This window comes from Janthinobacterium sp. P210005, from assembly GCF_036231865.1.
GTDB lineage: Bacteria > Pseudomonadota > Gammaproteobacteria > Burkholderiales > Burkholderiaceae_D > Janthinobacterium > Janthinobacterium kumbetense.
On sequence record NZ_JAZARC010000005.1, the window covers coordinates 320,130 to 345,564 of the forward strand.

29 protein-coding genes are annotated in these 25,435 nt (G+C 66.0%); 12 read left to right on the forward strand and 17 right to left on the reverse strand.

The window, feature by feature from the left end:
* Window positions 1–21 precede the first annotated feature (21 nt).
* The 6 genes from VPH40_RS20670 to VPH40_RS20695 all read right to left on the reverse strand — a co-directional run bounded on the left by VPH40_RS20670 (window position 22) and on the right by VPH40_RS20695 (window position 4,482).
* On the reverse strand, window positions 22–294 hold the full coding sequence (locus tag VPH40_RS20670) for a hypothetical protein (protein WP_289911964.1): 273 nt from the start codon (window positions 292–294) through the stop codon (window positions 22–24).
* 9 nt (window positions 295–303) lie between these two features.
* On the reverse strand, window positions 304–1,836 hold the full coding sequence (locus VPH40_RS20675) for a type II and III secretion system protein family protein (RefSeq protein ID WP_328574377.1): 1,533 nt from the start codon (window positions 1,834–1,836) through the stop codon (window positions 304–306).
* 31 nt (window positions 1,837–1,867) lie between these two features.
* Window positions 1,868–2,695: a Flp pilus assembly protein CpaB gene (gene cpaB / locus VPH40_RS20680; RefSeq protein ID WP_099664843.1), complete on the reverse strand. Its 828-nt coding sequence runs from the start codon at window positions 2,693–2,695 to the stop codon at window positions 1,868–1,870.
* Between the two features lie 42 nt (window positions 2,696–2,737).
* Window positions 2,738–3,298 (reverse strand): A24 family peptidase, encoded by a 561-nt coding sequence (locus tag VPH40_RS20685; RefSeq protein WP_328574378.1) that lies wholly within the window; start codon window positions 3,296–3,298, stop codon window positions 2,738–2,740.
* A 116-nt stretch (window positions 3,299–3,414) separates the two neighbouring features.
* Window positions 3,415–3,588, reverse strand: coding sequence for a Flp family type IVb pilin (locus VPH40_RS20690; protein ID WP_071650303.1), 174 nt, complete (start codon window positions 3,586–3,588; stop codon window positions 3,415–3,417).
* 204 nt (window positions 3,589–3,792) lie between these two features.
* Window positions 3,793–4,482 carry a LuxR C-terminal-related transcriptional regulator gene (locus VPH40_RS20695; RefSeq protein WP_253192842.1) on the reverse strand — a complete coding sequence of 230 codons (690 nt, stop codon included), beginning with the start codon at window positions 4,480–4,482 and terminating at the stop codon, window positions 3,793–3,795.
* 560 nt (window positions 4,483–5,042) lie between these two features.
* Here VPH40_RS20695 and VPH40_RS20700 point away from each other — a divergent pair.
* From VPH40_RS20700 to VPH40_RS20710, 3 genes are read left to right on the forward strand one after another with little or no spacing between them, the layout of a single operon-like run.
* Window positions 5,043–5,531, forward strand: coding sequence for a TadE/TadG family type IV pilus assembly protein (locus tag VPH40_RS20700; RefSeq protein ID WP_328574379.1), 489 nt, complete (start codon window positions 5,043–5,045; stop codon window positions 5,529–5,531).
* On the forward strand, window positions 5,531–6,142 hold the full coding sequence (locus tag VPH40_RS20705) for a TadE/TadG family type IV pilus assembly protein (RefSeq protein ID WP_289911969.1): 612 nt from the start codon (window positions 5,531–5,533) through the stop codon (window positions 6,140–6,142). The genes VPH40_RS20700 and VPH40_RS20705 overlap by 1 nt, the downstream gene beginning before the upstream one ends.
* Window positions 6,142–7,482 carry a TadE/TadG family type IV pilus assembly protein gene (locus VPH40_RS20710; protein ID WP_328574380.1) on the forward strand — a complete coding sequence of 447 codons (1,341 nt, stop codon included), beginning with the start codon at window positions 6,142–6,144 and terminating at the stop codon, window positions 7,480–7,482. The genes VPH40_RS20705 and VPH40_RS20710 overlap by 1 nt, the downstream gene beginning before the upstream one ends.
* A 4-nt stretch (window positions 7,483–7,486) precedes the next feature.
* Here the strand turns inward: VPH40_RS20710 and VPH40_RS20715 are convergent, their stop codons facing one another.
* The 4 genes from VPH40_RS20715 to VPH40_RS20730 form a co-directional block, all read right to left on the reverse strand.
* On the reverse strand, window positions 7,487–7,645 hold the full coding sequence (locus VPH40_RS20715) for a XapX domain-containing protein (RefSeq protein ID WP_077401676.1): 159 nt from the start codon (window positions 7,643–7,645) through the stop codon (window positions 7,487–7,489).
* Window positions 7,642–7,839, reverse strand: coding sequence for a DUF1427 family protein (locus VPH40_RS20720; RefSeq protein WP_251351864.1), 198 nt, complete (start codon window positions 7,837–7,839; stop codon window positions 7,642–7,644). The genes VPH40_RS20715 and VPH40_RS20720 overlap by 4 nt, the downstream gene beginning before the upstream one ends.
* Before the next feature lie 8 nt (window positions 7,840–7,847).
* Window positions 7,848–9,698, reverse strand: coding sequence for an amidohydrolase (locus VPH40_RS20725; RefSeq protein WP_328574381.1), 1,851 nt, complete (start codon window positions 9,696–9,698; stop codon window positions 7,848–7,850).
* Window positions 9,699–9,768: 70 nt separating this feature from the next.
* On the reverse strand, window positions 9,769–10,422 hold the full coding sequence (locus VPH40_RS20730) for a hydrolase (protein WP_251350751.1): 654 nt from the start codon (window positions 10,420–10,422) through the stop codon (window positions 9,769–9,771).
* Window positions 10,423–10,637: 215 nt separating this feature from the next.
* On the opposite strand from VPH40_RS20730, the gene VPH40_RS20735 reads away from it, so the two are divergent.
* On the forward strand, window positions 10,638–10,880 hold the full coding sequence (locus VPH40_RS20735; RefSeq protein WP_251350752.1) for a hypothetical protein: 243 nt from the start codon (window positions 10,638–10,640) through the stop codon (window positions 10,878–10,880).
* A 2-nt stretch (window positions 10,881–10,882) separates the two neighbouring features.
* On the opposite strand, the gene VPH40_RS20740 is transcribed toward VPH40_RS20735, so the two are convergent.
* The 4 genes from VPH40_RS20740 to VPH40_RS20755 form a co-directional block, all read right to left on the reverse strand.
* A complete protein-coding gene (locus tag VPH40_RS20740) occupies window positions 10,883–13,018 on the reverse strand; it encodes a TonB-dependent receptor plug domain-containing protein (RefSeq protein WP_328574382.1) in 2,136 nt (711 codons plus the stop codon).
* A 102-nt stretch (window positions 13,019–13,120) separates the two neighbouring features.
* Window positions 13,121–14,548 (reverse strand): M23/M56 family metallopeptidase, encoded by a 1,428-nt coding sequence (locus VPH40_RS20745; RefSeq protein WP_328574383.1) that lies wholly within the window; start codon window positions 14,546–14,548, stop codon window positions 13,121–13,123.
* A 3-nt stretch (window positions 14,549–14,551) separates the two neighbouring features.
* Window positions 14,552–14,929, reverse strand: coding sequence for a BlaI/MecI/CopY family transcriptional regulator (locus VPH40_RS20750; RefSeq protein ID WP_099664854.1), 378 nt, complete (start codon window positions 14,927–14,929; stop codon window positions 14,552–14,554).
* A 94-nt stretch (window positions 14,930–15,023) separates the two neighbouring features.
* Entirely contained in the window at window positions 15,024–16,745 is a 1,722-nt protein-coding gene (locus VPH40_RS20755; protein WP_328574384.1) for a methyl-accepting chemotaxis protein, read from the reverse strand.
* Window positions 16,746–17,036: 291 nt separating this feature from the next.
* Here VPH40_RS20755 and VPH40_RS20760 point away from each other — a divergent pair, with 291 nt between their 5' ends.
* The 6 genes from VPH40_RS20760 to VPH40_RS20785 all read left to right on the forward strand — a co-directional run bounded on the left by VPH40_RS20760 (window position 17,037) and on the right by VPH40_RS20785 (window position 21,785).
* On the forward strand, window positions 17,037–18,407 hold the full coding sequence (locus tag VPH40_RS20760; protein WP_099664857.1) for a DEAD/DEAH box helicase: 1,371 nt from the start codon (window positions 17,037–17,039) through the stop codon (window positions 18,405–18,407).
* 243 nt (window positions 18,408–18,650) lie between these two features.
* A complete protein-coding gene (otnI, locus tag VPH40_RS20765) occupies window positions 18,651–19,451 on the forward strand; it encodes a 2-oxo-tetronate isomerase (protein ID WP_251350756.1) in 801 nt (266 codons plus the stop codon).
* A gap of 88 nt (window positions 19,452–19,539) precedes the next feature.
* Window positions 19,540–20,358 (forward strand): hypothetical protein, encoded by an 819-nt coding sequence (locus VPH40_RS20770; protein ID WP_328574385.1) that lies wholly within the window; start codon window positions 19,540–19,542, stop codon window positions 20,356–20,358.
* Entirely contained in the window at window positions 20,343–20,804 is a 462-nt protein-coding gene (locus VPH40_RS20775) for a hypothetical protein (protein ID WP_099664860.1), read from the forward strand. The genes VPH40_RS20770 and VPH40_RS20775 overlap by 16 nt, the downstream gene beginning before the upstream one ends.
* Before the next feature lie 83 nt (window positions 20,805–20,887).
* Window positions 20,888–21,304 carry a VOC family protein gene (locus VPH40_RS20780; RefSeq protein WP_289899228.1) on the forward strand — a complete coding sequence of 139 codons (417 nt, stop codon included), beginning with the start codon at window positions 20,888–20,890 and terminating at the stop codon, window positions 21,302–21,304.
* Between the two features lie 109 nt (window positions 21,305–21,413).
* Window positions 21,414–21,785 carry a TraR/DksA family transcriptional regulator gene (locus tag VPH40_RS20785; RefSeq protein WP_251350759.1) on the forward strand — a complete coding sequence of 124 codons (372 nt, stop codon included), beginning with the start codon at window positions 21,414–21,416 and terminating at the stop codon, window positions 21,783–21,785.
* A 187-nt stretch (window positions 21,786–21,972) separates the two neighbouring features.
* On the opposite strand, the gene phbB is transcribed toward VPH40_RS20785, so the two are convergent.
* Window positions 21,973–22,719, reverse strand: a complete 747-nt coding sequence (phbB, locus tag VPH40_RS20790; RefSeq protein ID WP_289899229.1) for an acetoacetyl-CoA reductase — start codon at window positions 22,717–22,719, stop codon at window positions 21,973–21,975.
* A 232-nt stretch (window positions 22,720–22,951) separates the two neighbouring features.
* On the opposite strand from phbB, the gene VPH40_RS20795 reads away from it, so the two are divergent.
* Window positions 22,952–23,272: a hypothetical protein gene (locus tag VPH40_RS20795; protein WP_150130844.1), complete on the forward strand. Its 321-nt coding sequence runs from the start codon at window positions 22,952–22,954 to the stop codon at window positions 23,270–23,272.
* A gap of 86 nt (window positions 23,273–23,358) precedes the next feature.
* Window positions 23,359–24,225 carry a universal stress protein gene (locus VPH40_RS20800; RefSeq protein ID WP_305061311.1) on the forward strand — a complete coding sequence of 289 codons (867 nt, stop codon included), beginning with the start codon at window positions 23,359–23,361 and terminating at the stop codon, window positions 24,223–24,225.
* Between the two features lie 21 nt (window positions 24,226–24,246).
* Here VPH40_RS20800 and VPH40_RS20805 read toward each other — a convergent pair whose 3' ends face one another.
* Window positions 24,247–24,606, reverse strand: coding sequence for a hypothetical protein (locus VPH40_RS20805; protein WP_077401630.1), 360 nt, complete (start codon window positions 24,604–24,606; stop codon window positions 24,247–24,249).
* Between the two features lie 196 nt (window positions 24,607–24,802).
* A complete protein-coding gene (locus VPH40_RS20810; RefSeq protein ID WP_099664866.1) occupies window positions 24,803–25,369 on the reverse strand; it encodes a glycine zipper domain-containing protein in 567 nt (188 codons plus the stop codon).
* Between the last annotated feature and the right edge of the window lie 66 nt (window positions 25,370–25,435).

The window sequence follows — 25,435 nt, forward strand, 5'->3', positions numbered from 1 at the left end:
TCTGTGGTGACGGTGCCAGCTTCACTGGCGCCCCCCGACGCCGATGGTGAAGGCGGCCCCTTGCGGCGCGGGCGCGGCAAAGCTTTTCTGGTACGCCGCGTAGGCGGCCTGGGCGGCCTTGCCGTCCATGCCGGCCACGGGATCGCGGTTCGCGCCCGCCTGCGGCGACAGCACTTGCCGCAGGCGCAGCTGCTCGACGCTGTGGCCGAACTGGCGGTCCAGGTTCGGCGTGGCGGCGCAGCCGCTGGCGGCCAGGGCGGCCAGCAGCACAGAGAGGGAAAGGGAATGCTGCATGATGTGCTCCTAGTGAGTGTCCGGGCCGGCGGGCGCCGTCTGCGTGGCCGCTTCCTGCCGTGGCCGTGGCGCGCCAGCGCCTTCCATTTTTCCTTGCAAGAAGAACTCGCTGCGGCTGGGCGCCACATAGGCGTCGGTCGGCAAGACGATATCGCCGTCAAGCGTGCCGTCGAGCGGCTTGACCAGGTGCGGCGTGATGATGAACACCAGCTCGGTACGGTCGGTCTGGAAATCGCTGCTGCGGAACAGCGCGCCCAGCACGGGGATCTCGCCCAAGAAGGGCAAGGCCTTGATATTGGTCGTCACATTGTTCTTGATCAAACCACCCACGGCAAAACTCTGGCCGTCGAACAGCTGCACCGTGGTGGTGGTGCGCCGCGTGGTAAAGGCCGGCAACACGGCATTGGCGGTGGCGCCACCACCGGTGGTGATGCCGATGCCTTCGCGGTTCAACTCCGATACTTCCGGCGCCACCTTCAGGTTGATGCGCCCGCCTTCCAGCACGGTGGGCGTGAACTTGACGGCAATGCCGAATTCCTTTTCCTCCAGCGTGATCTTGTTGGTGGTGCTGTCTTGCGCGACCGGAATGAAAATCTTGCCGCCCGCCAGGAAACTGGCTTCCTGGCCACTGATGGCCATGATGTTCGGTTCGGCCAGCACCTTCACCAGGCCGTCGCGCTTTTGCGCGTCGAGCGTCAGCCCGTTGCCATTCTTGCCGTGCACGGCGCCCAGCTGGCTGGGGTTGCCGCTGAGCAGGTTCGACAGCAAGCCGTAGCTCCAGTTGCCGCGCGTGCCGCTGATGCCCACGCTGGCGCCCAGCTGGTCGACCAGGGTCTTCGACACTTCGGCGATTTTCACTTCCAGCATGACCTGTTGCGGCGCCGCGATCGTCAGCATGTTGATGACCTTGACGCCGCCGGCCGCGCTGGCGGCGCCGTCGGCCGCGCTGGCGGCGCCGTCGGCCGGCGCGGCCGCTTCGCCGGCGCCGCGCTGCGCATAGGCTTGCGCCATGTCCAGGATCTGGCTGGCCTTGACGCTGTCGCTCACCTGCCCCGACAGCACAATGCTGCCGCCGGCCGCGCCAGCCTTGACGGCGCGCTCGCCGGGGAAGACATAGGCCAGCTGCGCCTGCAAGCCCTCGACATCGATCTCGACTTCGATATCGACGATCACGGGGCGCTGCTGCCGGTCCCACAGGATCAGGTTGGTGCTGCCCGGGGCCAGGCCCCAGACGAACAGCTGGCTGGACGAGCCCAGCATCCTGGCGCCGGCCACCCGCGGATCGTTGACGGCGATCTGCGACACCGGCAGGCTCAGGCTGCGCAAGGTGGACTTGCCCACGGCGATGCGCACGGGCGCGCCCAGGCGGGCGATATCGGCGCCCAGCGACATGGCCGGCGCCGCGACGGGCGACATGACGGCCTGCCGGGCCGGCGCCGCCGCGCTGGCGCCGCTTGGCCAGGCCAGGCTTGCCGCCGCGCCGCCCAGCGTCAGGGCCAGGCGCATGCCCGCACTCGCGGCGTGCTTACGAAATTTATTCATCGATCATCCTTGCTCGCTTGCCTGCTGATTTTTAAAATTGCTGGACGCTCGTATCCATGCCCTTGATGACGGTGATGCTGTCGCGCGCGGGAGCGCGTGGGGGGGCCGCCTGGCGCCGCGCCGCGCGCACCGGTGCGGCCGCCGGCGCCTTCAGTTCCAGCAGCGACTCCTTGGTGGCGCCGCCCGTGGTGACGGGCGCCGGATCGACCTGGTTGCGCAGCACCAGCGACAGACTGCCCACGCTGCGCGCCAGGTCCAGCTTTTCCACCTGCTCCGGCGTCAGCTCCAGGGTCACGGCATTGACCACCTTGGGCTTGTTGTCGTCGCGGCCGGACTCTTGCGCCACGGCCAGCACCAGGATGCGTTCCAGCACGATCTTGGAAATGGCCAGCGGCCCGCCGCCCGCCGGCCTGGCGCGGTCATCCTGCGTATGCACGAGAATGTCGACGAAATTGCCCGGCAGGGCGAAGCCGGCCACGCCCACCACGTCGTTGACGCGCACGGTCATGGCGCGCTTGCCGGCAGCCACGATGGCCGACAGGCCGCCCGTGGCGCCGGGCGGCGCGAGCTTGCTTTCCAGCACAGGCTCGCCCTTGCTGACGGCCGTGCGCGTGATGCGCCCGTCCAGCGCGCCGGCCTCGCCAAACGCCCCCGGCGGCATGGCGCCCGCCGGCCAGTCCATGCCGCGCAGCATGGCCGGCGTCACCTTCGCGCCCACGCCGATATCGACCAGCGCGACCATCACCGTCTGGCTGGCCGGCGCGCCTTGTCCCGACATCCAGCGGGCCGCCGCCAGCACGGCGCCCCCCGCCATCAGCAACGCCAGCAGCAGCACGATCGCAACGCGGCTATTTCTCATGATTTTTCCTCTTGGTAAAACTTGGGTTTCCGGGCGGGCACATCATGCATAGCCGCCGGCCGCCAGGGCCAGCCAGATGGCGGTGCCGGCGGCAATGGCGATCGCGTACGGCAGTTTGCCGCCCGGCACGGCGGGCGCATCGACCCGCGGCACTTCGCCTGCGGCGGCGCGCAGCCAGCCTTGCAGCAGCAATTGCCGGGCATTGCTCATCGCCTGGCGCAGCGTGCCCTGGCACAGGGCGACGGCCAGCGCCAGCACGCCGCCCGCCAGCAGGCTGCACAGCACGGCAAACACGGCGGGGCGCGGGCCAAGAAAAGCCCCCACCATCGCCATCAGCTTGACGTCGCCCGCGCCCAGCGCCTTCATCGCGTACATAGGCAGCAGCAAGCCCAGGCCGACGGCCAGGCCGCCCAGCGCCAGCCACGGCCCGGCCGGCGTCACCCCGGGCCAGACCACGCTGTTGAGCAGCACGCCAAGCAAGGCGCCGGAGAACACCAGCCGGTTGGGAATGCGCCGGCGGCGCATGTCATGCCAGACAGCCGCGGCAAGCAGCCCCCACAAGACCGTGGCGGGGCTGAACGTCCAGAAAGAATGAGGGTCCATCGTGTACCTGATGCAAGCCGATGGCATGACGGCATGCGCATCGTTGGGCGGGAAGTCGGCAGGCCGGTGCGCAGGGGCAGCCGGCCTGTCGGGGTGCAGCGCGGTGGGCAGGCGCCTTAGATCGCCGCGCCCGTCAGCTTGGTGCCGATCGCCTTGAAGGCGCCATCGAGGCCGGTGGTGAAATAGCCGACGGCCGTGACCAGCGCCGCAGCCACCAGCGCAGCGATCAGCGCATATTCGATGGCCGTCACGCCATCTTCTTCGGCGATAAAGTTTTTAATGAAATTCATATTATTCCCTTTCAGGTCAAGTTTTAAACATGATAAAAACTGAAAATACAGTCTGAAAATAAAAACATTCTCTTTGTTTTTATTTGCCAATTTCTGATGCGTGTATTTTATATAAACAAACATTAAATCGAATCAGAGAAAAGTCATTTTATGCGCAGTACAAACCATCTTAATTTTTTGTCTATAATCAGGACATATGTACTGTCACTCCGCATGGACGGGTTCGGCCAGCCGGTTGCGGGTGGCGTACACATATAATTCCAGGCGGTTGGTGACATCGAGCTTGCTGTAGATCGATGTCAAATGATTACGCAAGGTTTGCTCCGAGATAAAAGCGCGCTGGGCGATCGCACGGTTCAGCGCGCCATTTCCTTCCACCATCATGGCCACGATCTTGCGCTCCTTCAGCGTCAGCCTGGCGATGCGCTGCTCTTCCGGGTCGGGCGCCGCTTCCGGCTTGTTCAGCACGCCCAGCATGCTGTCGAGCAGCGCCGGGTCCAGGCACAATTCGCCTTGATGCAGGCGGGCGATGGCGTCGACCATTTGCTTGACGGGCGTTTCCTTGCCCACCACGGCGCGCGCGCCGCTGCGCACGGCGCGCCCGCAGGCGGCCTGGTCCTGCGTGCCGCTGAACAGCAATGCGCGCGACACGCCATTGCCCAGCAGCTGCGGCAGATAATCGATGGCGCAGGCGCCGCCGCAGCCCAGATCGGCGTCGAGCACGATGACGTCGGGACACAGGGTGCGCGCCAGCAGCAGCGCGCTGTCGATCTCGGTGGAGCTGGCCACCACCTGCATCGGCGGCTGGGCGCCGGCGAGCAACTGCTCCAGGCCCCACAGCCAGGTCTTGTGGTCCGACACCAGCATGACGCGTATGACATTGTTTGTTGACATGCTTTACCTCTTTACTTGTAGCCCACTCCCATCGGGGAATGCTGTTGATCCGAATCGGCTTGCCTGCCTCGTCCGCGCGCGCCTTCTGCTGCCGCACGCGGGGGAAAGAAGTCATGGGGGCACAAAGGAAGAGGCCTTGGGCCGGCACGCGCCAACGCGGTGCGTGCCCCAGGGCAGCGGTCGCCGCATGCCGGGCGTGAGCCGATGGATGGGCAGCGTGGCCGGGGCGGGTGCGCCACGGGCGCGCCATCGCTGCTGCCGCCGCTGCTGTTGCTTACATTGCAGCATTTTTGTTGCATCACCTTGCAAAACAAGTCCTTGCCTGCACGCAGGACAATCCTGACACCAGGCCTGTTTTCATACCCGCGCATATTACTCCCGGCCCTGTAGCGACGGGGCCGGCACGTTTGAAATAACGCAGTTAATTGCGATTATCTTGACCTGTAATAATTTAAATGGCGGACACGCCCTTGAAAATCGATATAGAATAATTGCCAGTCAAATGGCGCAATGCCATCCGCCCGACATTCGTCATCGCGGAACTTAACCGGATTATTCCCATGCGTTTAAAACAGGCCGATTCCCGCATATTCCGCAAGCACAGCGGACAGGGTGGCGCCACCCTGGTCGAATTGGCCCTGATAACACCGGTCTTTCTCATGCTGATAATCGGCATCATTGAATTGAGCATGGCTTATTTTGCCAATATGACCATGCAGCACGCGGTGCGCGAAGGCGCGCGCTATGCCGTCACGGGGGCCAAGGACCTCGACCCCGACAGCGCCAACCAGCAGCGCTACCACGCCGTCATGCAAAAAATACGCGACAGTTCCATGGGCATGTATGACAAGGTCAGCCCCGTGATCTCCGTCAACGGCAGCGATGCGGTAGGCGCCGCCATGTTCGGCCAGGCCGGCGATATCGTCGTCATTTCTGTCGATTGCCGCTGGGCGTTCGCCACACCCATGATCCGTGCCCTGTTCCGCGATGGCCAGGCGCATTTCGTGGTGGCGGCCACCATGCGCAATGAAAGCTTTGGCGGCCTGTGATGCGCGCACCCGCTCCCCGTTTTCCGCGCCGCGCCGCGCGCGGCATCGCCGCCATCGAATTTGCCATCGTGCTGCCCTTGCTGGCCTTGCTGCTGTTCATGCTGGCCGACCTGTCGCGCGCCATCCAGGCCAAGACCATCCTGCTCAATATCAGCCGCGAAGGCGCCAACCTGTCCGCGCGCGCCACGTCCGACCTGAGCGGCTCCAGCCAGGGCATCATGAATGCGCTGGCCGCCAGCACGCCGCCGCTGGACATGCACGGGCGCGGCATGATCTACATCACCAAGATCATGGGTTACACGGCGCAGAGCGGCTTGCGCAATATCGTGCTGGAACAGTACCGCTGGGACGCCGGCGCGAAGGCCAGCGGCTACCTGCCCGCCAGCCAGGTGTGGCAATGCGGCAGCTGGCGCGATGGCACGTGCACCGGCATCGCCAAGGACGAATACGCCCCCACGGTGTCATTGATGCAGAACCAGCTGGCCGACGGCGAACTGATTTACGCCGTGGAAACTTTCTACAATTTCGACATGCTGTTCGGCACATTGAAATTTGGCAACAGCACGACGCCCGTACTGGCGCCCAACCTGACTTCGATGACGGTATTCTGATGCGCATTCCACACAAGCGGCAAGGCGGGCAAGTCCTGGTCATGGTGGCGCTGTCGGCCGTCGTCCTGATCGCCTCCGTGGGCCTGGCCATCGATTCGGCCCTCGGCTACTTCGTCAAGGCCAAGCTCAACGCGGCCGTCGACTCGGCCAGCCTGGCGGCGGCGCGCGGCGTCACCGCGGGCAACTCGGAAGAGGAACAGCGGACCAGGGCGCGCCAGTCGGCAAAGGATTTTTTTGACGTCAATTATCCGGACCACTTCCTGCTGTCGACGCCGACCCTCCATCCCGTCGACGTCACGTTCGACAAGGGTACCGTCACTATCGACGTCTCGGCCAGCGCCTCGCTGCCCGTCTCGCTGATGGGCGTACTCGGCTTCAAGACCCTGGACGTGGCCGCCAGCGCGCAAACCATCCGCAAGGACCTGGACATGGTACTGGTGATGGATACGTCGCGTTCGCTGGAACACAATGCGGACGCCGTGCGGGCGGCGGGCAAGTCCTTCCTGAACAAGTTCAACGCCACGGTCGACCGGGTCGGCTTGCTGCACTTCGCCTCGGAAGCGCAAATCGACGTCCCGATCAGGCAGACCGACCGCGGTTTCGACCGCAGCGGCATGACCATGAAAGGTGGAAAGATCGATCAATTCGCCTTTGTCGGCGGCACCAACTCTTCCGCCGGCATGTTCCAGGCGCGCAAACAGCTGAACGACATCGAGCAGGTCAACCGCTCCAGCCTGCGCGTCATCGTGTTTTTCTCCGATGGCTCGCCGGCGGCGTTTTCCTCGTACTTTCCCAATGCCGGTGGCAAATGCCAGACGGCGGGCGGGCTCGCCACCTTTCCGAAACTGCAAAACCCGGCATTGGCAGGCCTGTACCGGATGAAAGTGAGCGACACGCTCCAGTACGGCGATTGCGCCGCCAGCCAGATCACCGCGCTTCCCGCATGGTATAACGCGACGAATGACGCAGCGCTGCGTGAGTTTCCCATCGTCACCAACTCGCCCCGCGTCGTGACCGCTTCCACCGCCACGGCGCAGGCGCAATGGACGAATGTGCACCGCGCCTCGCGCAACCTGGTCGAAGCGATGGCGGCCAAGGCGCGCCAGGAAGGCATTTTCGTCTTTACCCTGGGCATGGGCGCATCGCTGAAAACCAAGGAAGGGCCGGACAACGAGCTGGGCGAAGACTTGCTGCGCTGCCTGGCCAATACCACCGATGCGAAAGCGGCTTGCCGCAAGCCGGCCGAACCCGTGGGCCTGTATTGCTATGCGGCCAGCGACAGCGACCTGAGTCCCTGCTTCACCCGGCTCGCCTCGGCCATTTTGCGCCTGTCCAAATAAGCGCCTAACCCTGCCACTGCCCCGCCACGACAAAACCCAGGGTCATGGCCACCACCATCGCCGCGCCGGTCGGCGTGGGCGGCGTGGGCGAGGGCAGGTCGAACCAGCGGCATACGGCCCCCACCAGCAATCCCAGCACCGATCCTGCCAGCATGACGTTCATGGCGCCTCCCCTTGCGTTTCACGGCGCTGCAAATACAGGCCCGTCAGCCAATAGCCGCAGCTGGTCAGGAACACCAGCAGCGCGGCGCCCAGCACGGGCGGCGCCGGCACGGGGATGTGCGCCAGCTGGCAGACGAAGCCCACGACAAAGGCCAGCAGCAGGCCCAGGATGACTTTCTTGTAGTACATGCTCATTTCCTCTCCTAGAAAGCGAAGCAGCTGCAGCCCAGCGTGCCCCAGAAGCCGGAAAAATCGCTGATCGGCACGGCCGACTTGCGCGCCCGGTCGTGGGCGTGGGCGTGCACGCCGCAGGCGCCCGCGCACTGGTGCGGCATGGCCGCCTGCGCCGGCCTGGCCACGGGCCGGTAATGGCCCGGCACCGCGCGCACGGGCGACCACTCGGGCAGCACGGGAATCGGGGGCGGCGCCACGGTCGTGAATTCCGCCTGGCCGTAGACGACCTTGCCGCCCACCATGGTCAGCACGGATTCGATGGACTTGATCGCCTCTTCCGGCACCGTGAAATAATCGGCCGACAGCACGGACAGGTCGGCCAGCATGCCCTCGCGGATGCGCCCCTTCTTGCCTTGCTCGCTGGAAAACCAGGCGCTGCCCGCCGTCCACAGTTCCAGCGCCGTGTCGCGCGACAGGCGCCCCGCCGCATCCGTCAGGGCCAGGCCGCCCACGGTGCGCCCCGACACGAGCCAGTACAGCGCCGTCCACGGGTTGTAGCTGGCCACGCGCGTGGCGTCCGTGCCGCCGCCCACGGGCACGCCCGCGTCCAGCATGCGCTGCACGGGCGGCGTGGCTTTGGCCGCCTCGGCCCCGTAGCGCTCGACGAAGTACTCGCCCTGGAAAGCCATGCGGTGCTGGATGGCCAGGCCGCCGCCGAGCGCCTTGACCCGGTCGATATTTTTCGGGCTGATGGTTTCCGCGTGGTCGAACAGCCAGTGCAAGCCGCCGAACGGCGTGTCGCGGTTGACCTTTTCGAACACGTCGAGCATGCGGCCGATCGATTCGTCATAGGTGGCGTGCAGGCGGAACGGCCAGCGCTGCTCGACCAGGTGGCGCACGACCTTTTCCAGCTCGTCTTCCATGCCGGCCGCCAGCTCCGGGCGCGGTTCGAGGAAATCCTCGAAGTCGGCGGCGGAAAACACCAGCATTTCGCCGGCGCCGTTGTGACGGTAAAAGTCCGTGCCGTCGCCCGGCTTGACCATGCCCGTCCACTTCTGGAAGTCCTGCAATTCGGCGCCCTTGTTCTGCGTAAACAGGTTGTAGGCGATGCGGATGGTCAACTGCTCCTTTTGCGCCAGTTCGTCGACGACGGCGTAATCCTCGGGATAATTCTGGAAGCCGCCGCCCGCATCGATGGCGCTGGTGATGCCCAAACGGTTGAGTTCGCGCATGAACTGGCGCGTGGAGTTCACTTGCAATTCGCGCGGCAGGGTCGGGCCTTTCGCCAGGGTCGCATATAAAATCATGGCGTTCGGGCGGGCGATCAGCAGGCCCGTGGGGTTGCCGGCCGCGTCGCGCACGATCTCGCCGCCGGGCGGGTTCGGCGTGTTCTTGTCGTAGCCGACGGCGCGCAGGGCGGCGCGGTTCAGCAAGGCGCGGTCGTACAGGTGCAGGATGAAGACGGGCGTGTCGGGCGCGGCCGCGTTGATTTCGTCGAGGGTCGGCATGCGCTTTTCCGCGAACTGGAATTCCGTCCAGCCGCCCACCACGCGCACCCACTGCGGGTTCGGCGTGCGCAGCGCCTGTTCCTTGAGCATGCGCAAGGCATCGGCCAGCGAGGGTACCCCTTCCCAGCGCAATTCCAGGTTGTAGTTCAAGCCGCCGCGGATCAGGTGCAAATGCGAGTCGTTCAGGCCGGGAATGACGGTGCGGCCAGCCAGGTCGATCACCTGCGTGGCGGGGCCGCGATGACGCATCACGTCCTCGACGTCGCCCACGGCGAGAAATTTGCCATCGGCGATGGCGACGGCGGACGCCAGCGGCTGCGCCCTGTCGACCGTGTGGAAACGGCCATTGAGCAAGATCGTGTGTGCATGCATGGGAACTCCCGATTCAGGTGAAGGATACGCCCCCGCCGGCGGGCGGCGGTGGCGCGATATCAATAAAATCTCAATGGCCTTCGCTGGCATTGAACATGGATTTGGCGTAGATCAAGCCCAGGCCATAGCCGCCGCCATGCGCCACGGCCGTCGCCACCGTCTCGTTGTAGGTCTCGCCGCGGGCCCAGTCGCGCTGCAGTTCCAGCAAGTATTGCACGGACGTCATCGGCTGCGCGCCCGCCTGTATCATGCGCTGCATGGCCATCGCATGGGCTTCGTCGGAGACGTCGCCGCTGGCGTCGGCGATCACGTACACGTCAAAACCCTGTTCCAGCGCCGACAGCGCGGGGCCGACGATGCACACGGACGTCCACAGGCCGGCCAGCACGATCTTGCCCTTGCCGTAGCCATTCACCTTGTCGGCGATGCGCGCATCTTCCCAGGTATTCATGCTGGTGCGGTCGATGGGCGCCTGTTCCGGGAAGACGGACTGGATTTCGTCAAAAATAGGGCCGGAGAACGATTTGGCCGCCACCGTCGTCAGGATCGTCGGCACCTTGAATTCCGCCGCCGCCTTGGCGACCAGGGCCGCATTGTTGCGCAGCAAGGCCAGGTCGATGGAGCGCGTGGCGAACGCCATCTGCGACTGGTGGTCGATCATGATCAGGGTATGGTCGTTCGGGGTCAGCAGTTTTTGGGCGGCTTGGGCGGTAGCGATAGGCATGATCTTTTCCTCAGTGAAAATAATTGAATATCAAAGTAGTGGTATCCGGCCCGCACAATCTTGCGCTTTCCTTCTTGCGCTGCCATGTTGCGTGTCAGTGACAGGCAGTATGCACGCACAAAAAGGAAAACAAAAACGGAAAGAATGCCAAGCTATATTCGATTTTTTCGATGATATAAAATAAGCGCACCGCAACCAATCGCACGGAGGAAAACATGGGGTTTGAATTCAGGATCGCGGCCAGCCTGACGGCCGGCCAGCGCCAGCACATCGAACAACTGCTGGCGGCGCTGCCGCAGGCGGCCGACGGCATGCCCGGCACGGACGCCAGGCTGACGGAGGCCGGCCTGTATGTATGCCAGTACCTGCGCCCGGAGCCGTGGCACGGCCTGGACGCCGTGCGCGCCTGGCTCGATGCGCAGGGCGTGGACTACGCCGTCGCGGAGGTCGACGACTGACGCTACAGGGCGCCTTCCAGCATCACGCGCCAAGCGCGGTAGGTGCCCGTATCGACCGTGCGCAGCGCGCTGCCCCCGCCATCCGCGTACAGGCTGCGCGTGCGGTCCGCCTGCCGCAGCAGGTTGGCGCCCGACACGCGCAGGCGCAGCGTGCCGCTGACCTTCCACAGCGCATACATATCGAGTTCGCGCCGGGCGCCTTGCCAGGCCAGCAGCTGGGCTGACTCGCGCGACGGCCCTCCCGCCTGGTAATGCAGGTTGCCGCCCACGGTCAGCGGCCGGCTGGCCAGCTGGTAGTCCGCGCCCAGGTTGGCGCTCCACGGCGGCTGGCCATCGAGGCGGTTGTACGGGCCGGGAACGGCATCCACCGCCGACCAGTTGCGCGCCAGATTCGCCCGCAGGTCCAGCGCGGGGGCACGGGGGAACAGCGCCGCCAGCGGCAGCTTCGCTTCCAGTTCGATGCCGCGCACCTGCGCCCTGCCATTGTTGGCGGGCGTGGCCACCCAGCGCCCGTTGTCCTGGTACAGCCGGTCCAGCATCACGTCGCGGATGCGGCGCCAGGTGGCGCTGGCACTGAGCATGGCGCCCTCGCCCAGATAGTATTCATAGGCCGCGTCCAAGCCCCACGCCAGTTCCGGGCGCAGCGCAGGATTGCCCTGGTTGTCGGGATTCGTGGGGCTATTGCCGTTGTCGACCGCATACGGGCGCGGGATCAGCTGGAAAATCTGCGGCGCCTTGTACGTGCGCGTGACGGCCAGGCGCACCTGGTCCTTGCCGGCGAACTTCCACAGGCTTTGCAGCACGGGACTCCATACCTGCGCGCGCACGTCGACAGGGTCCGCGCCACCGGTGGCGCTGGCCGTGCGCCAGGTTTCCCAGCGCAGGCCCAGGTACAGCGACCAGCGCGCGGAGACATCCCACTCATCCTGCGCGAACAGGGCCAGGCGCCGCACCGTGACCGCGTAGTCCGCGTCCGGCAGGACGGGCGGCCCGCCCGGCTCCAGCTGGCGCTCGCGGCGATACTCCGCGCGCCGCCGGCGGCCCCCGTCCCAGCCCGCCGCCAGCGCGTGCCCCTCGCCCAGCGCCCGGCGGTAGGTGCCGCTGGCCTGCACGCCCACATCGTCCACGCCCGCGTCGACCAGGCGCACATTCGCCGGCCCAGGCAGAGCGCCCACGCCCCGGAACAGGTAATCGCTGCCGCGGTGGTTGATATCGACACCCAGCTTCACATCGAGGCTGGCGCCAGCTTCCAGCTTGCGCAGCCAGCGCAGGTCGCTGCGCACGGTGCTGCTGTCCTGGTCGAAGGCGGCGTCGTTGTCCGGATAGCCGGTATGGCCGCCCAGGTAAGCCGCTTCCACCACATGGCGGCGGCTGGCCAGGCGACGCACGTTGAGCAGGCTTTGCCAGGCCAGGCTGTCTTCGCCCGCCAGCGCCCATTGCAGGCGGGGCGCCAGCTCGAACGTGTCGCTGGTCACGCGCTCGGTCAGCGGCATGCGGCGCACCACGGTGGGCGTGCCGCCGGCCGCATACTCGCGGTTCCATTCATCGAGCAAACCCCGGCGCCCCGTGTGGCCAAGCGTGCCGGCCAGCGCGTACGACAGGCGCCCGTCCTGGCTGGACCATTGCACGGTGGCGCTGCCGGCGGGCATGCCGTTGCTGGCCGAGCCGCCCAGCTTGTAGGTGCGCTCGCGCCGCTTGGCTGATTTCTTCAGCACGATATTGATGGAGCCGGCGATCGCCTGGGCGGAAAATTCGGCCGTGGCGGCGCGCATGATTTCCACGCGCTCGACCAGTTCCGGGTCCAGCGCGTCCAGCGAAAAACCGGCCGGCACGGGGTCGCCGTCGAGCATGACGAGGGTGTAGCCCTGTCCCAGCCCCCGCAGCTGGAGCTGCCCGCCCTGCCCCGTGCCGGCCGGCGCACCGATGGTAATGCCGGGCAGGCGCTTCAAGGCGTCGGACAGGACGCGGTCGCCCTGGCGTATCAGCTCATCGTGGCCGACGACCATGCCGGCGACGGTATCGTTGCGGCGCTGCTCCAGCTTGCCCGCATTGACCGTCACGGAAGGAAGGGTGTCTTCGGCACGGACGTGCGCCGTCAACGGCAGCGCAAGGCTGCACAGGAAAATACTCAATCGCATGGGAATTCCAGAAAGGTGACGGTTGCCGGATGGTGCTTGCCGGATGAATGGTTGCCGGGCCAGGCGCGCCGCACCCGCCCGGCCTGCAGTCAAAAACAGGCGTCAGCGGCCGAACTGCTGCTTGCGCATGCGCAGGGCCCGCGCGCTGGCGTTGGCGTCGAGGCCCGCGAGCCACTGCTGCGGATCCTGCAGGCGCCCGTTGCGGGTGACCTGGAAATGCAGGTGCGGCCCCGTCGCCAGGCCCGTCGCGCCCACCGTGCCGATGGACTGCCCCGCCGTGACGGCCATGCCGGTAGTGAGCGTGACCCGGTCGAGATGGGCATACAGCGATTCGACGCCGCCGCCATGGTCGATGCGCACGGCCTTGCCGAGGCGCGCATCCTCGCTGACGCTGGCGATGCCGTCGGCCGCCGCATGCACGGGCGTGCCCCGCCTGGCGCCCAGATCGATGCCGCCATGGCCTTGCGGCGTGATCTCGCGCACCACGCCAAAGAAGCCCGTCACGCGCATGGTATCCAGGGGATTGCGCCAGGCGGTGGGCGCCGGGGCTGGCGCGGCGGGCATGACTGCCGGCGCGGCAGCCGCCGTCCACGCCAGTGCCGGCTGCAGCGCCAGGCTGGCCGCGCCGATAGCGCACAACAGCAGCACCGTCAGCACCCGCAAGGCGGGAGGCAGCCGCTCCTGCCCGTCGCGCATGCGCAGCAGGCGCTCGGCCATGCCGCCGCCGCCAAACGCCAGTCCCGGCAGCGGCTGGGCCTGCAAGCCCAGCTGCTTGACCAGCGCCGCCGCATATTGCTGGCGCTGGCGCGCGGGGCGGCCGGCCAGGACCTGGCGGTCGCAACCGAGCTCCTGCGCCCAGGCCAGCTTGCCGGCCAGCCAGCGCGCGGCCGGATGAAACCACAGCAACGCCTGCAGCATGGTGGCCAGCAGCAATAGCATGGGATCGCGGCGGCGTGCATGGGTCAGCTCATGGGCGATCACCATCTGCTGCTGTTCCGGCGTAAATTGCGCCAGGTGCGCCGGCAGCAGCAAACGCGGCCGCCACACGCCCACCAGCATCGGCGAGATCGGCGCATCCACTTCCAGCACATCCGTGCCATGCAGGCGGCGCCGCTGCGCCAGCTGCAGCAAGGTGCGCAACGTGGCGCGGCCGCGCTGCCAGCGCCATGCCGTGCAAGCGACGCCCAGCAGATAGACGAGGACCCAGGCCGCCGGCACCAGGGACAGCCAGGAAGCGCCGGATGGCAGCCCGGCCGCTGGCGCATCCACGGCCAGCGGCACGCCGGACGCTGCGCTGGCCAGGGAAACGGGCACGCTCAGCTCGGGCACCACGCTCAGTTGCCGCGCGTCAGGCAGCAGCGGCAGCACGAACGCGGCAGCCAGCACCAGCTGGGCGCCCAGCCACACGCTGCGCTGGGCCGCCAGCGCGGGCCAGCGCCGTTGCGCCAGGTACAGCAAGCCTTGCAGCAGCCAGCCGCTCAGCAGGCAGGCGGCCGTCGCCTGCAGCAAGGTCAGGGGAAACAAGCTCATCGCTTACTCCTTGCCGTCCAGAGGCCAGTCTTGCAGCAACTGCTCCAGCGCCGCCAGTTCCTGCTGGTCCACCAGCTTGCTGCCTGTAAACATACTGACCGGCAAGGGGCTGTCGATTTCCATCACGCGGCGGCCGAAGTCATGGGCGAACGCGGCCAGGGTGGCCACCTTGTCCGCGTTGGCTTCATACACGAGCACGCCATGCACGCTGCGCTGCAGCAACATGCCCTTGTCCAGCATGCGCTCCACGGTCTTGCGCGTGGACGAAAACGACCAGCCCAGCTCCTCTTCCACGCGGGCGTGCAATTCACGCGCGGACAGCGGCTGCTCTTTCCACAAGGCTTTCAGTAACGATAGTTCGGTGACGGAGGGCGTGCTCATGGCGATTCCTTCTAGTGACTGTTGACACAATTATGCGACAACAGTCACACGCACGCAAGCGCTATTTGCGACACCTGTCGCATGCACTGGCGCCCTAGAACTCGTCCCACGCATCGTCCGCCGGACGCTGTTTCTTGGTCGAAACTTGCCGCGCATGGGGCTGCGCCCCCTTGGCGGGCAGGCGGGCGGCGGCGCGCGCCGCCTTGAGCGGCACGGGACGGCGCGCGGCGGGCCGGGACGCCAGCGCCGGCGTGGCGGCCGCCTGCGCCGTCTTGAACACGGCCACGGCGTCGGCCAGGCGGGCCGCCTGCTCCTGCATGGCTTCGGCCGCCGCGGCCGCCTCTTCCACCAGCGCAGCGTTTTGCTGCGTCACCTGGTCCATCTGGCCGATGGCCCGGTTGACTTGCTCAATGCCGGAGCGCTGCTCGTCGCTGGCGGCCGAGATATGCCCGACGATGCTGCTGACCTTGTGCACGCTGTCGACGATCTCGTGCATCGTGCGGCCCGCCTCGTCGACCAGGCGCGCGCCGCTCTCCACCTGCGCCACGGAATCGTTGATGAGGGCCTTGATTTCCCTGGCGGCACTAGCCGAACGTTGTGCCAGGTTGCGCACTTCCGTGGCGACGACGGCAAAGCCGCGTCCCTGCTCGCCCGCCCTGGCCGCTTCCACGGCCGCGTTCAAGGCCAGGATATTCGTCTGGAAGGCGATGCCGTCGATCACGCCGATGATGTCGACGATCTTGCGCGAGGAATCGTTGATCGAGCCCATGGTGTCGACCACTTGCGCCACCACCGCGCCGCCCTTGCCCGCCACGGACTCGGCCGACGCGGCCAGGCCATTGGCTTCGTGGGCGTTCTGCGCATTCTGCTGGACCGTGCCCGTCAGTTCTTCCATCGACGACGCCGTCTCTTCCAGCGAACTGGCTTGCTGTTCCGTGCGCGCCGACAGGTCGAGGTTGCCCGAAGCGATCTGGCGCGAGGCCGTGGCGATGGTTTGCGTGCCGCTGCGCACCTCGGTGACGATGCGCAGCAGGCTGGCCGTCATGTCCTGCAAGGCCTGCATCAGCTCGCCCGTTTCATCCTTCGAGCCCACCGCCACCGGCACCGTCAAGTCGCCTTGCGCCACCTGCCTGGCCACCTCGATGGCCGAACGCAGGGGCCGGCTGATATTTCTGGCCAGCCACATGGCGATCATGCCGGCCAGCAACACGGCCACCGCGCCGCCGCCCAGCAAGACCCAGCGCGTCTGCGCCTGCAAGCCCGCCAGCGCCTGCGAACGCTGCGCCAGCAGCGCCGTTTCCGCGTCGCCCACTTCCTTCAGCAACGCGCGCATGGCGTCCATGCCCTGCTTGCCCCGGCCCTCTTTTTCCAGCGCCAGCACGGGTTCGATGGGGGCCGTGCCTTGCGCCACGGCGCGCCGCAGCGCGATCACGGGGTCGAGCGCGCCGGCCAGCCAGGCTTGCTGGGCGGCATCGAGTTTCGCCAGGCGTTGCTGCTGGACAGGATTGTCGCTGGTCAAGGCGCGCGTCTTGTCGAGGTGGCTGCGAAACGAAGTCTTGCCCACGGTGTAGGGTTCCAGCGACGCCTCCGCGCCCGTGATCACGTAGCCGCGCTGCCCCGTTTCCATATTGATCAGGCTTTCCAGGATGGCGTCATTTTCACCGAGCACCTGGTAGGTATGGGTATTGATGGCGTTGGCGTCGGCCAGTTTCGAGAAATTCAAGGTGGCTACTGCGACCAGGACGGCCAGCAGCAAGACAATGGCGCCGAAGCCGCCGTACAGGCGGGTGGCGATGCGAAGGTCGGCAATGCGCATGGTATTCCTCCAGGAACAAGAACCCCGGCAGCGCGGCGATCCCCCCGCGCAAGGGGGGCAGGCGGGAATTCTACCCAGATTTACGCCGGGGCAGCGCGCCCTTGCCGCATTTTTCTTTACTTGCGGCATTGCAAACCTGAAACAAAACAGGCGCGTTTTTGCCATGCTGTTATACTTCGCGTGTGCGGCACATATGACCAGTCCCCTTGCCGCTGTCTTTCGACCCCTAATCTGATTGCCTGCGACTGGCGCCCCACGATGGCGACAGGCCGATCTCACAATAAAGTTACCATGTCCTTTTCCTCCCTCGGATTGTCCGACGCTATCGTACGTGCCGTTACCGAACACGGCTACACCGTGCCGACCCCGATCCAGTCGCAGGCGATTCCCGCCGTGCTGGCTGGCGGCGACTTGCTGGCCGGCGCACAAACCGGTACCGGCAAGACGGCCGGCTTCACCCTGCCCGTGCTGCACCGCCTGTCGACCGACGCCAATGGCGCGGCCATCACCAGCAACACCTCGACGCGCCCGATCCGCGCCCTGATCCTAGCACCGACGCGCGAACTCGCCGCGCAGGTCGAGGAAAGCGTGCGCGCCTACAGCAAGTACACGAAATTGAACTCGGCCGTGATCTTCGGCGGCGTCGGCATCAACCCGCAGATCAAGCAACTGAAACATGGCGTCGACATCCTCGTCGCCACGCCGGGCCGCTTGCTGGACCACATGGGCCAGGGCACCGTCGACCTGTCGAAAGTGGAAATCCTGATCCTGGACGAAGCCGACCGCATGCTGGACATGGGTTTCATCCGCGACATCAAGAAAGTGCTGGCCGTGCTGCCGCCAAAACGCCAGAACCTGCTGTTCTCGGCCACGTTCTCGGAAGAGATCAAGGCCCTGGCCGACGGCTTGCTGAACAAGCCGGCCATGATCGAAGTGGCGCGCCGCAATTCGACCGTGGAAGTGATCAAGCAAAAGATCCATCCCGTCGACCGCGACAAGAAGCACCCGATGCTGTCCTACCTGATCAAATCGAACAACTGGACGCAAGTGCTGGTATTTACGCGCACCAAGCATGGCGCGAATAAACTGGTCGAGCAGCTGGGCGCGGACGGCATCGGCGCCCTGGCCATCCACGGCAACAAGAGCCAGTCGGCACGCACGCGCGCGCTGTCCGAGTTCAAGGATGGCACCCTGCAAGTGCTGGTCGCCACCGACATCGCCGCGCGCGGTATCGATATCGACCAGTTGCCGCACGTCGTCAACTACGACTTGCCGAACATTCCGGAAGACTATGTGCACCGTATCGGCCGCACGGGCCGTGCCGGCGCCAAGGGCGAAGCCGTGTCGCTGGTCTGCGTGGATGAGCACGAAATGTTGAAAGACATCGAAAAGCTGATCAAGCAAACCCTGCCGCGCGAAGTCATCGAAGGCTTCGAGCCGGACCTGAACGCCCGCGCCCAGCCTGTGCAATTGCGCAGCGGCACCGGTGGTCACCGCAACAACAGCCGCGCGCCAGCGGGCGCCGTGGTGCGCGTGAAAACGGGCGGCAGCGGCGCCAAGCCACGCAGCGCCGGCCCATCGGGCGGCGGTGGCGGCGGCAACCGTTCGGGCAATGCGCCGCGTTCGGCGGCGAACCATCGCTCCGGCGGCCGCGGCCGCTAAAACGCGGCATTAAAGCTACTGCGCGGGGCGCTATGGCGTTTGCGTTGCTCGCCGTACTCTTGTACGGCTGCGCGACTCGACGCAATATCACTCCCGCTCGCTACGCTTTCAGGCCCCGTTTACCTGTATTAAAAATACAATAAAACCGTTCCAGGACTTGCTCCTGGGACGGTTTTTTTATGCACGCCACCATTTGCCGATTTGGGCTAGGATAGTGCCCATCATCCTCACCTGCGTGCTGCCATGCCGAACTTCGCTGCCAACCTCAGCATGATGTTTACCGAACTGCCCTTCCTGGACCGCTTTGCCGCCGCCAGGGAAGCGGGCTTCGATGCCGTCGAATTTCTTTTCCCCTATGCCGTCGAGGCGCGGCAGATCGCCATGCGGCTGGAACGCCACCAGCTGCATCTGGCCCTCTTCAACTTCCCGCCCGGCGACTGGGAACACGGCGAGCGGGGCATCGCCTGCGATCCGCGCCGGGGCGAGGAATTTCGCGGCAACGTGCAACTGGCGCTCAATTACGCGCTGGCGCTGGGGGCGAAGCAGTTGCACTGCATGGCCGGCATCGTGCCGCCCGGCATGAGCCTGGAGCGGGCGCGGCAAAGCCTGATTGCCAACCTGCAATATGCGGCCGACGCCTGCCGTCCGCATGGCATCAACGTGCTGATCGAGCCGATCAACCGCTACGACATGCCCGGTTACTTCCTGAACCATAGCCAGCAGGCGGCCGACATCATCGCCGACTGCCAGCGCGGCAATGTCTTCCTGCAATACGACATTTATCACATGCAGCGCATGGAAGGTGAACTGAGCAACACCATCCGCGCCCTGCTGCCCCTGATCCGCCACATCCAGATCGCCGACACGCCGGGCCGCCACGAACCGGGCACGGGCGAGATCAACTACCGCCATCTGTTCAAACTGCTGGACCAGGTCGGCTACGCAGGCTGGGTCGGCTGCGAATACCGCCCCGCCAGCGATACCGTCGCGGGACTGGGCTGGCGCGAGCAATTGACGGGCACAGCGGGCACGCTGGGCGCCTGATCGCAGCGCGCTTGCGCCCGCACAAGGCGGCCGGCGCAAGCCGGCACGACAATACCTTTCCATACAGTATTTCCTGTCGAGAGGTGCCGTGTCCACCCTGCCCGCCCGCCATCGCCGCGCCCTTTGCCTGAAGCTGTACCTGAGCCTCTTCCTGGCTGCCGCGCTGTGCGGCTGCGCCACTGCGCGCCCCGAGCTGGCGCAAGTGCGCGCCCTGGCTGCCGGCGCCGATGCCTTGACCGCCTTCAACGAACTGGCGCAGCGCCACGTGGACACTTACCAGCGCGCCCGCCCCTATCTGTCGCCGGCCGAAGACGCGCGCGAGCGCCTGCTCGATGCGCAGCGCCGCGCCGCACAGGCGGACGTGGCGCGTTTGGCGCAAGCCGTGCGCCTGTACCTGCAGGCGCTGGGCCGGCTGGCCGATGCCGATGCGTATGACGTGCAGTCCGAACTGGCCGGCGCCGGCGCCGCCATCCGCGCCTGGCCGGGCAGCGGCATCGACGACCGCCATGTCAGCGCCTACACCTTGTTGCTGCAGCAACTATCGCGCCTGGGCGGCGCGGCCAGCCAGCAGGCGCACCTGGCGCAAGTGCTGCACGAGGGCGATGCGCCGCTGCAAGCCCTGCTGGCCGCGCTCGACAGCTTGCTGGCGCTGTACGACAAGAGCGGCGACAACGAGCGCGACATGGTGCTCGGCTTGCTCGACGTGGAAATCGCGTATGCGGACACGCCGCAGCAGCGCCTGCTGGCCGTGCTGGCGAAAAACATGCAACAAAGCAAGACCGAGGAATACCGCCTGGCTGGCCTGCGCCATACCCTGGCGCGCCGGCAACTGGCGGCACTGGGCCGCGAACACGCCCAGCTCGCCGCCGCCCTCACCACCACGGAGGCAAGATGGACGGATCGGTAGGCAGCGAACGCCGCGAAGCGGCTCTCAGCAGTGCCATGCGCGTCGAGCAATTGGCCGACAGCCTGTCGCAGGCGGCCGTCACCTTGCACGGCGCCGTCATGCGCGCCATCCGTAAGCGCGCCAGCCAGGGGGGAAACGGCATCAGCCTGAGCCAGGCGCAAGCCGTCTTCGCCCTGGAAGTGGCCTTGCGCCAGCAAGCCAACCAGCTGTATGCCGATGCGGCCGGGCACACGGTGGCGGGCCTGGAAACGGCGCAGCGCCAGCTCAGCGGCCTGCTCGACACGGTGCGCCTGCGCATCGCCCGCAACGACGACGTGCGGCACTGGATCAGCCTGGCGACGAGCTTGTTGCACCTGGGCAGCGCCGTTCTCGCCGGCAATCCCGAGCGCATCCTCGGCGCCCTGGGCAAGGTGCGTGAGCGGCTGCAAGAGATGGCGCCGGACTGATTGAAATCGGCTGGCAAGCGCCTATACTGGGACGTCCCCGCCTGGCAATCGTGCCTGCGGGGCGATGACCAGAGGAGACCAACATGCGTATCGAACCGTATTTGCAATTCGATGGAAACTGCGCGCAAGCGCTGGAATATTACCGCCAGCACCTGCATGGCAGCGACCTGTGCCTGATGCCGTATCGGGGCTCGCCGGCCCAGGAGCAAGTCAAGGAAGACTGGTACGACAAGATCATGCACGGCTCCGTGCAACTGGGGCCGACCATGCTGATGGGCTCGGACGGCGGCTGCGACGAGGGCGCCAAGGGCATGAGCGGCAGCGCGATCTGCCTGACCGTCGACACGCCGGAAGAGGCGGAACGGGCCTTCGACGCGCTGGCGCGCGACGGCACCATCCAGATGCCCCTGGCGGAAACATTCTGGGCCAAGCGCTTCGGCATGCTGAAAGACCAGTTCGGCGTCGCCTGGATGATCAACTGCCTGAAAGAACCAGCATAGAACGGCCGCTGCCAGCCTGCGCCGCGTCAAACGCGGCGCGGGTGGTAGCGCAAGCAGAGTCGCCCATCCTGGACTACCATATAGGACAGACTCTTAACGGGTGATGGCCATGAATGGATTGCCGCAAGACCAGCTGCAGCGCCTGCAGGGCGTGCTGGAGCAACGCAAGCTGGCGTTGCTGGAACAGATCGAGAATGAAGCGGCCGAAGCGGACGCGCGCGCCTCGCTGCTCAATGAAATCGAAGCCTCGCCGGCCGACAACGCCAGCGTGCGCACCTTGAATGCCCTCGTCAGCGAAGCGGCCGAACACAACGTGGCGCAGCTGGCCATCATCAAGCACGCGCTGGCCAAGTTTGCCGACGGCAGCTACGGCCTGTGCGACAACTGCGGCGAAGCCATCGGCCTGTCGCGCCTGAATGCGCGTCCCGAAGCGCGCCTGTGCATCGATTGCCAGACGCGGCTGGAAAAAGCCCAGCGCTAGGCCGGGCAGCGGCGCGGCATGTCACCAGCCGTTGCTGCATGACAAAGGGCAAGGCATCGCTGCCCTGCCCCCTGCTTTCCTTCCTTGCTGCTGCCTTGCGTCCCCCGCCAGCTTCTGTGCGCCGGCTGGGTGGACGGGTCTCCTCTACTGCCATTGCCCTGCTTCAAGTATCCGGCTGCATGCCGGATCAACTCATGTGCTGCCCGCCATTGATGGCGATATTCGCGCCCGTGACGAAGGCCGCCTCGTCGGACGCCAGGTAAGCGACCAGGGCCGCCACCTCGTCCGGCTCGCCCAGGCGGCCCAGGGGAATCTGCGGCAGGATCTTCGTTTCCAGGATATCGGCCGGCACGGCCGTCACCATCTGCGTGCGCAGGTAGCCGGGCGAGACCGTGTTGACGGTGATGCCGTGGCGCGCCACTTCCAGCGCCAGCGCCTTGCTGAAGCCGTGCACGCCCGCCTTGGCGGCCGCATAGTTGCACTGGCCAAACGCGCCCTTCTGGCCATTGACGGACGAGATATTGATGATCCGGCCCCAGCGGTTGGCCAGCATCGGTTCGAGCACTTGCTTGCTCATGTTGAACAGGCTGTCGAGATTGGTGCGCATGACCTCGGCCCAGTGCGGCAATTCCATCTTGCGCATGCTCTGGTCGCGCGTGATGCCGGCGTTGTTGACCAGCACGTCGATCCGACCGAACTTTGCCAGCACGCTTGCCACGGCCTCGCTGCAGGCATCGAAATCGCTCACGTCGACGGCCAGCGGGTGGAAATAATACTGCTGCGCCTGTTGCTCGTCGAGCCAGCTGCCCACCCGCGCATTGCCCGGCGTATGCGCCGCCACGACGGCAAAGCCCGCCCCATGCAAGCGCCGGCACAAGGCCGTGCCCAGGCCGCCCATGCCGCCCGTGACCAGTGCTACCTTTTGTTCCTTCATTGCTGTCTCTCCCCGCTTGTTATGGTTGTTCTGCGTGGGATCAAGTGTAGGTGGCACTTTTGAAGCGGGCATTGCGCCAGATCAAAGGCTGAGCCTGCGTATTGCAGCGTCCGTCTGCGCTGCATCCATGCAGAGACAATTATCAAAATTATACTCCTCAAAGAGGTGATGGCACCTCGACAGGCAGGTCGTGCAAACCTTGCTTGACGGTAAGACTCACAGGGAGAACGCGATGGAAATCCAGGACGACACAGAAGCATTGAGGGACTTGTTCAACGATATCAATCCCGGCATGAGCGACGTGGAATCCGTGCATCAGGCGGAGCTCGATCCACAGCATGCGCTGGCCCTGATGGCCAACCCGAAAGCGGCGCTGAAAGCCATGGGCATCCCCGTCAGCGATGCCTCGCAAGTGCAGGTGACGATGAAGAACCGCGCCAGCCGCGCCATGCTGGAGGTGGCGCAAAAGGCGGCGCAATTGCGGCGCGTCATCGTCATCGTGATTCATTACCGCAACTGCGACGCCGACATCATCATCATCGCCATGAGCTGAGGCAACAAGCACCGGCCGCAGTCGTGCGCGGCCGGCACCCGGGACTGTGCCAGAATGGCCACTACTGCACAGCGAGAGGACAGGCCATGACATACAAGACCGTATTGCTCCACGTCGACGACAGCGCCGGGCGCGCCGCCCGCATCGACGCGGCGGCCAGCATCGCCCAGGCGTGCGGCGGCCACCTGACGGGCGTGGCGCTGACGGGCGTGTCGCGCCTGCTGTACCAGAACCAGCCCGACCTCGATGCGGACCCGAACCTGAGCTTGCACCTCAATTTTCTGCGCGAGCGGGCGACGCGCGCCCTCGACGGTTTCGAGGCGCAGGTGCGCGCGGCCGGCGTCGCTTCGTTCGAGCAGCGCGTGCTCGACGACGAGGCGGCGGGCGGCATCAGCCTGCTGGCCCGCTATGCGGACCTGGTTGTCATCAGTCAATACAATGCCAGCGATAAATCGCCGTCCGTGATGCGCGACTTTCCCGCCTATGTGCTGCTGCATTCGGGCCGTCCCGTGCTGATCGTGCCGTATGCGCCGCCGCTGCCCCGGCTGGCGCCGCCGGCGGCCGCGCGCAATGTGCTCATTTCCTGGAACGCCAGCAAGGAAGCGAGCCGCGCCGTGAGCGCCGCCCTGCCCCTGCTGCAGCGCGCCGGACAAGTCCACGTGGCCATCTTCGACGCCCAGGTACATGCCGCCGAGCACGGCGAACAGCCGGGCGCGGAACTGACGCACTACCTGGCGCGCCACGGCGTGGAAGCGCGGCTGCATTTGCTCGACGGCGGAGGCGTGCGGCGCGGCGATATCGGCGAAGCGCTGCTGTCGCAGGCGGCCGACCTGTCGGCCGACTTGCTGGTGATGGGGGCATATGGCCATTCGCGCCTGCGCGAAACCATCCTGGGCGGCGTCACGCGCACGATCTTGCAAAGCATGACGATCCCCGTGCTGATGGCGCACTAGGCGGGCGGACTGATGGCAGGACTAGCCGCCCTGCCAGGGCTGGCTGCGGATCTTCGCCACCTGGCGCTGCGCCAGCCACTGCCACAGCTGCAGGGCCGCGTCCTGCGGCAGGGCCGACATGTGGCGTGGCGTGGCCAGGGCGATTTCACAATCGCGGTCCGACCATTCCTCGAAAGTGACTTCGCCTCCGCTAGCGACCTCGACCTGATACATCAAGCCATCGTCGTAGCCAAAGCGCAACAGGACGGCGGCCGGGCTGCCGTCCGGCGTGACGGCGCCGCCGCGGTACACCTCGGCCAGCGCATCGGCCAGCTGTGCCGGCGAGGGCGCGCAGATGTCGCGCCCATCGGCCCGTGTCAGAATGAACCATGCCTGTGTCATGACGCGCCCTCCTATCCATACTCGTTAGCATGCGAGGCAAGTACTACGGGCAGTCACCTTGGTCCAGTGTCACTTCGGGCGCGCGGAAACTATCCCTGTCGGCATTGTTTACCAATAATTACTCATACTAACAAGGATCATACCTAAATTTCATGCAGCGCGGAATTTATGCATCTTGCGCCACAGAAGCGCCAATTCACGCCACCAGCACGGGAATGCTGAGCGGATCGAAATCATGCCAGTCGCCATTGGCGATCGTGCCTTCCGCTTCCTCGATATGCTCGGCGCCCAGCCGGTGCAGCGCCTCGAGCGCCCGTTCGCGCTCGTCGAGGCCGCCCAGCGCGACGGCGATCAGCATGCCCGGATGGCGTGGCTGGCGGCGGTTTTCACCGTTGTCTTCGCCATTCTTCTCGGCTTCGCCCGCTTCCTTCATCTTGTTGAAACTGTAGAGCGAACCCACGTGGGCGCCCACCAGCGCCCCCACGACCGGACCCAGCGGCCCTGTCGCCAGGGCGGTGGCCGCGCCGATGCCCGCGCCCAAGGCGGCCCCGACGGCCACGCCTTCCACCACGCCCTCCGGCGTTTCCTTCGCGCCCGGCGACATGTCGCGGTCGCCGCCCAGCGCGTGCAGATCATGCTGCCCCGGCTGGTTGACAAAGAAGGCGCTGATGCGGCTGTCGGAAAAGCCCGCCTGGTTCAGCGCGGCGCGCGCGACGTCGATCTGCTCCTGCAACTGAAAATGACCTGCGATGATGCGTGACATGATACGGCCCTCCTCGTCGGCTGCTGGCGCACCATGCGCCGCCTCGATAGCGTGCGCCAGACAACG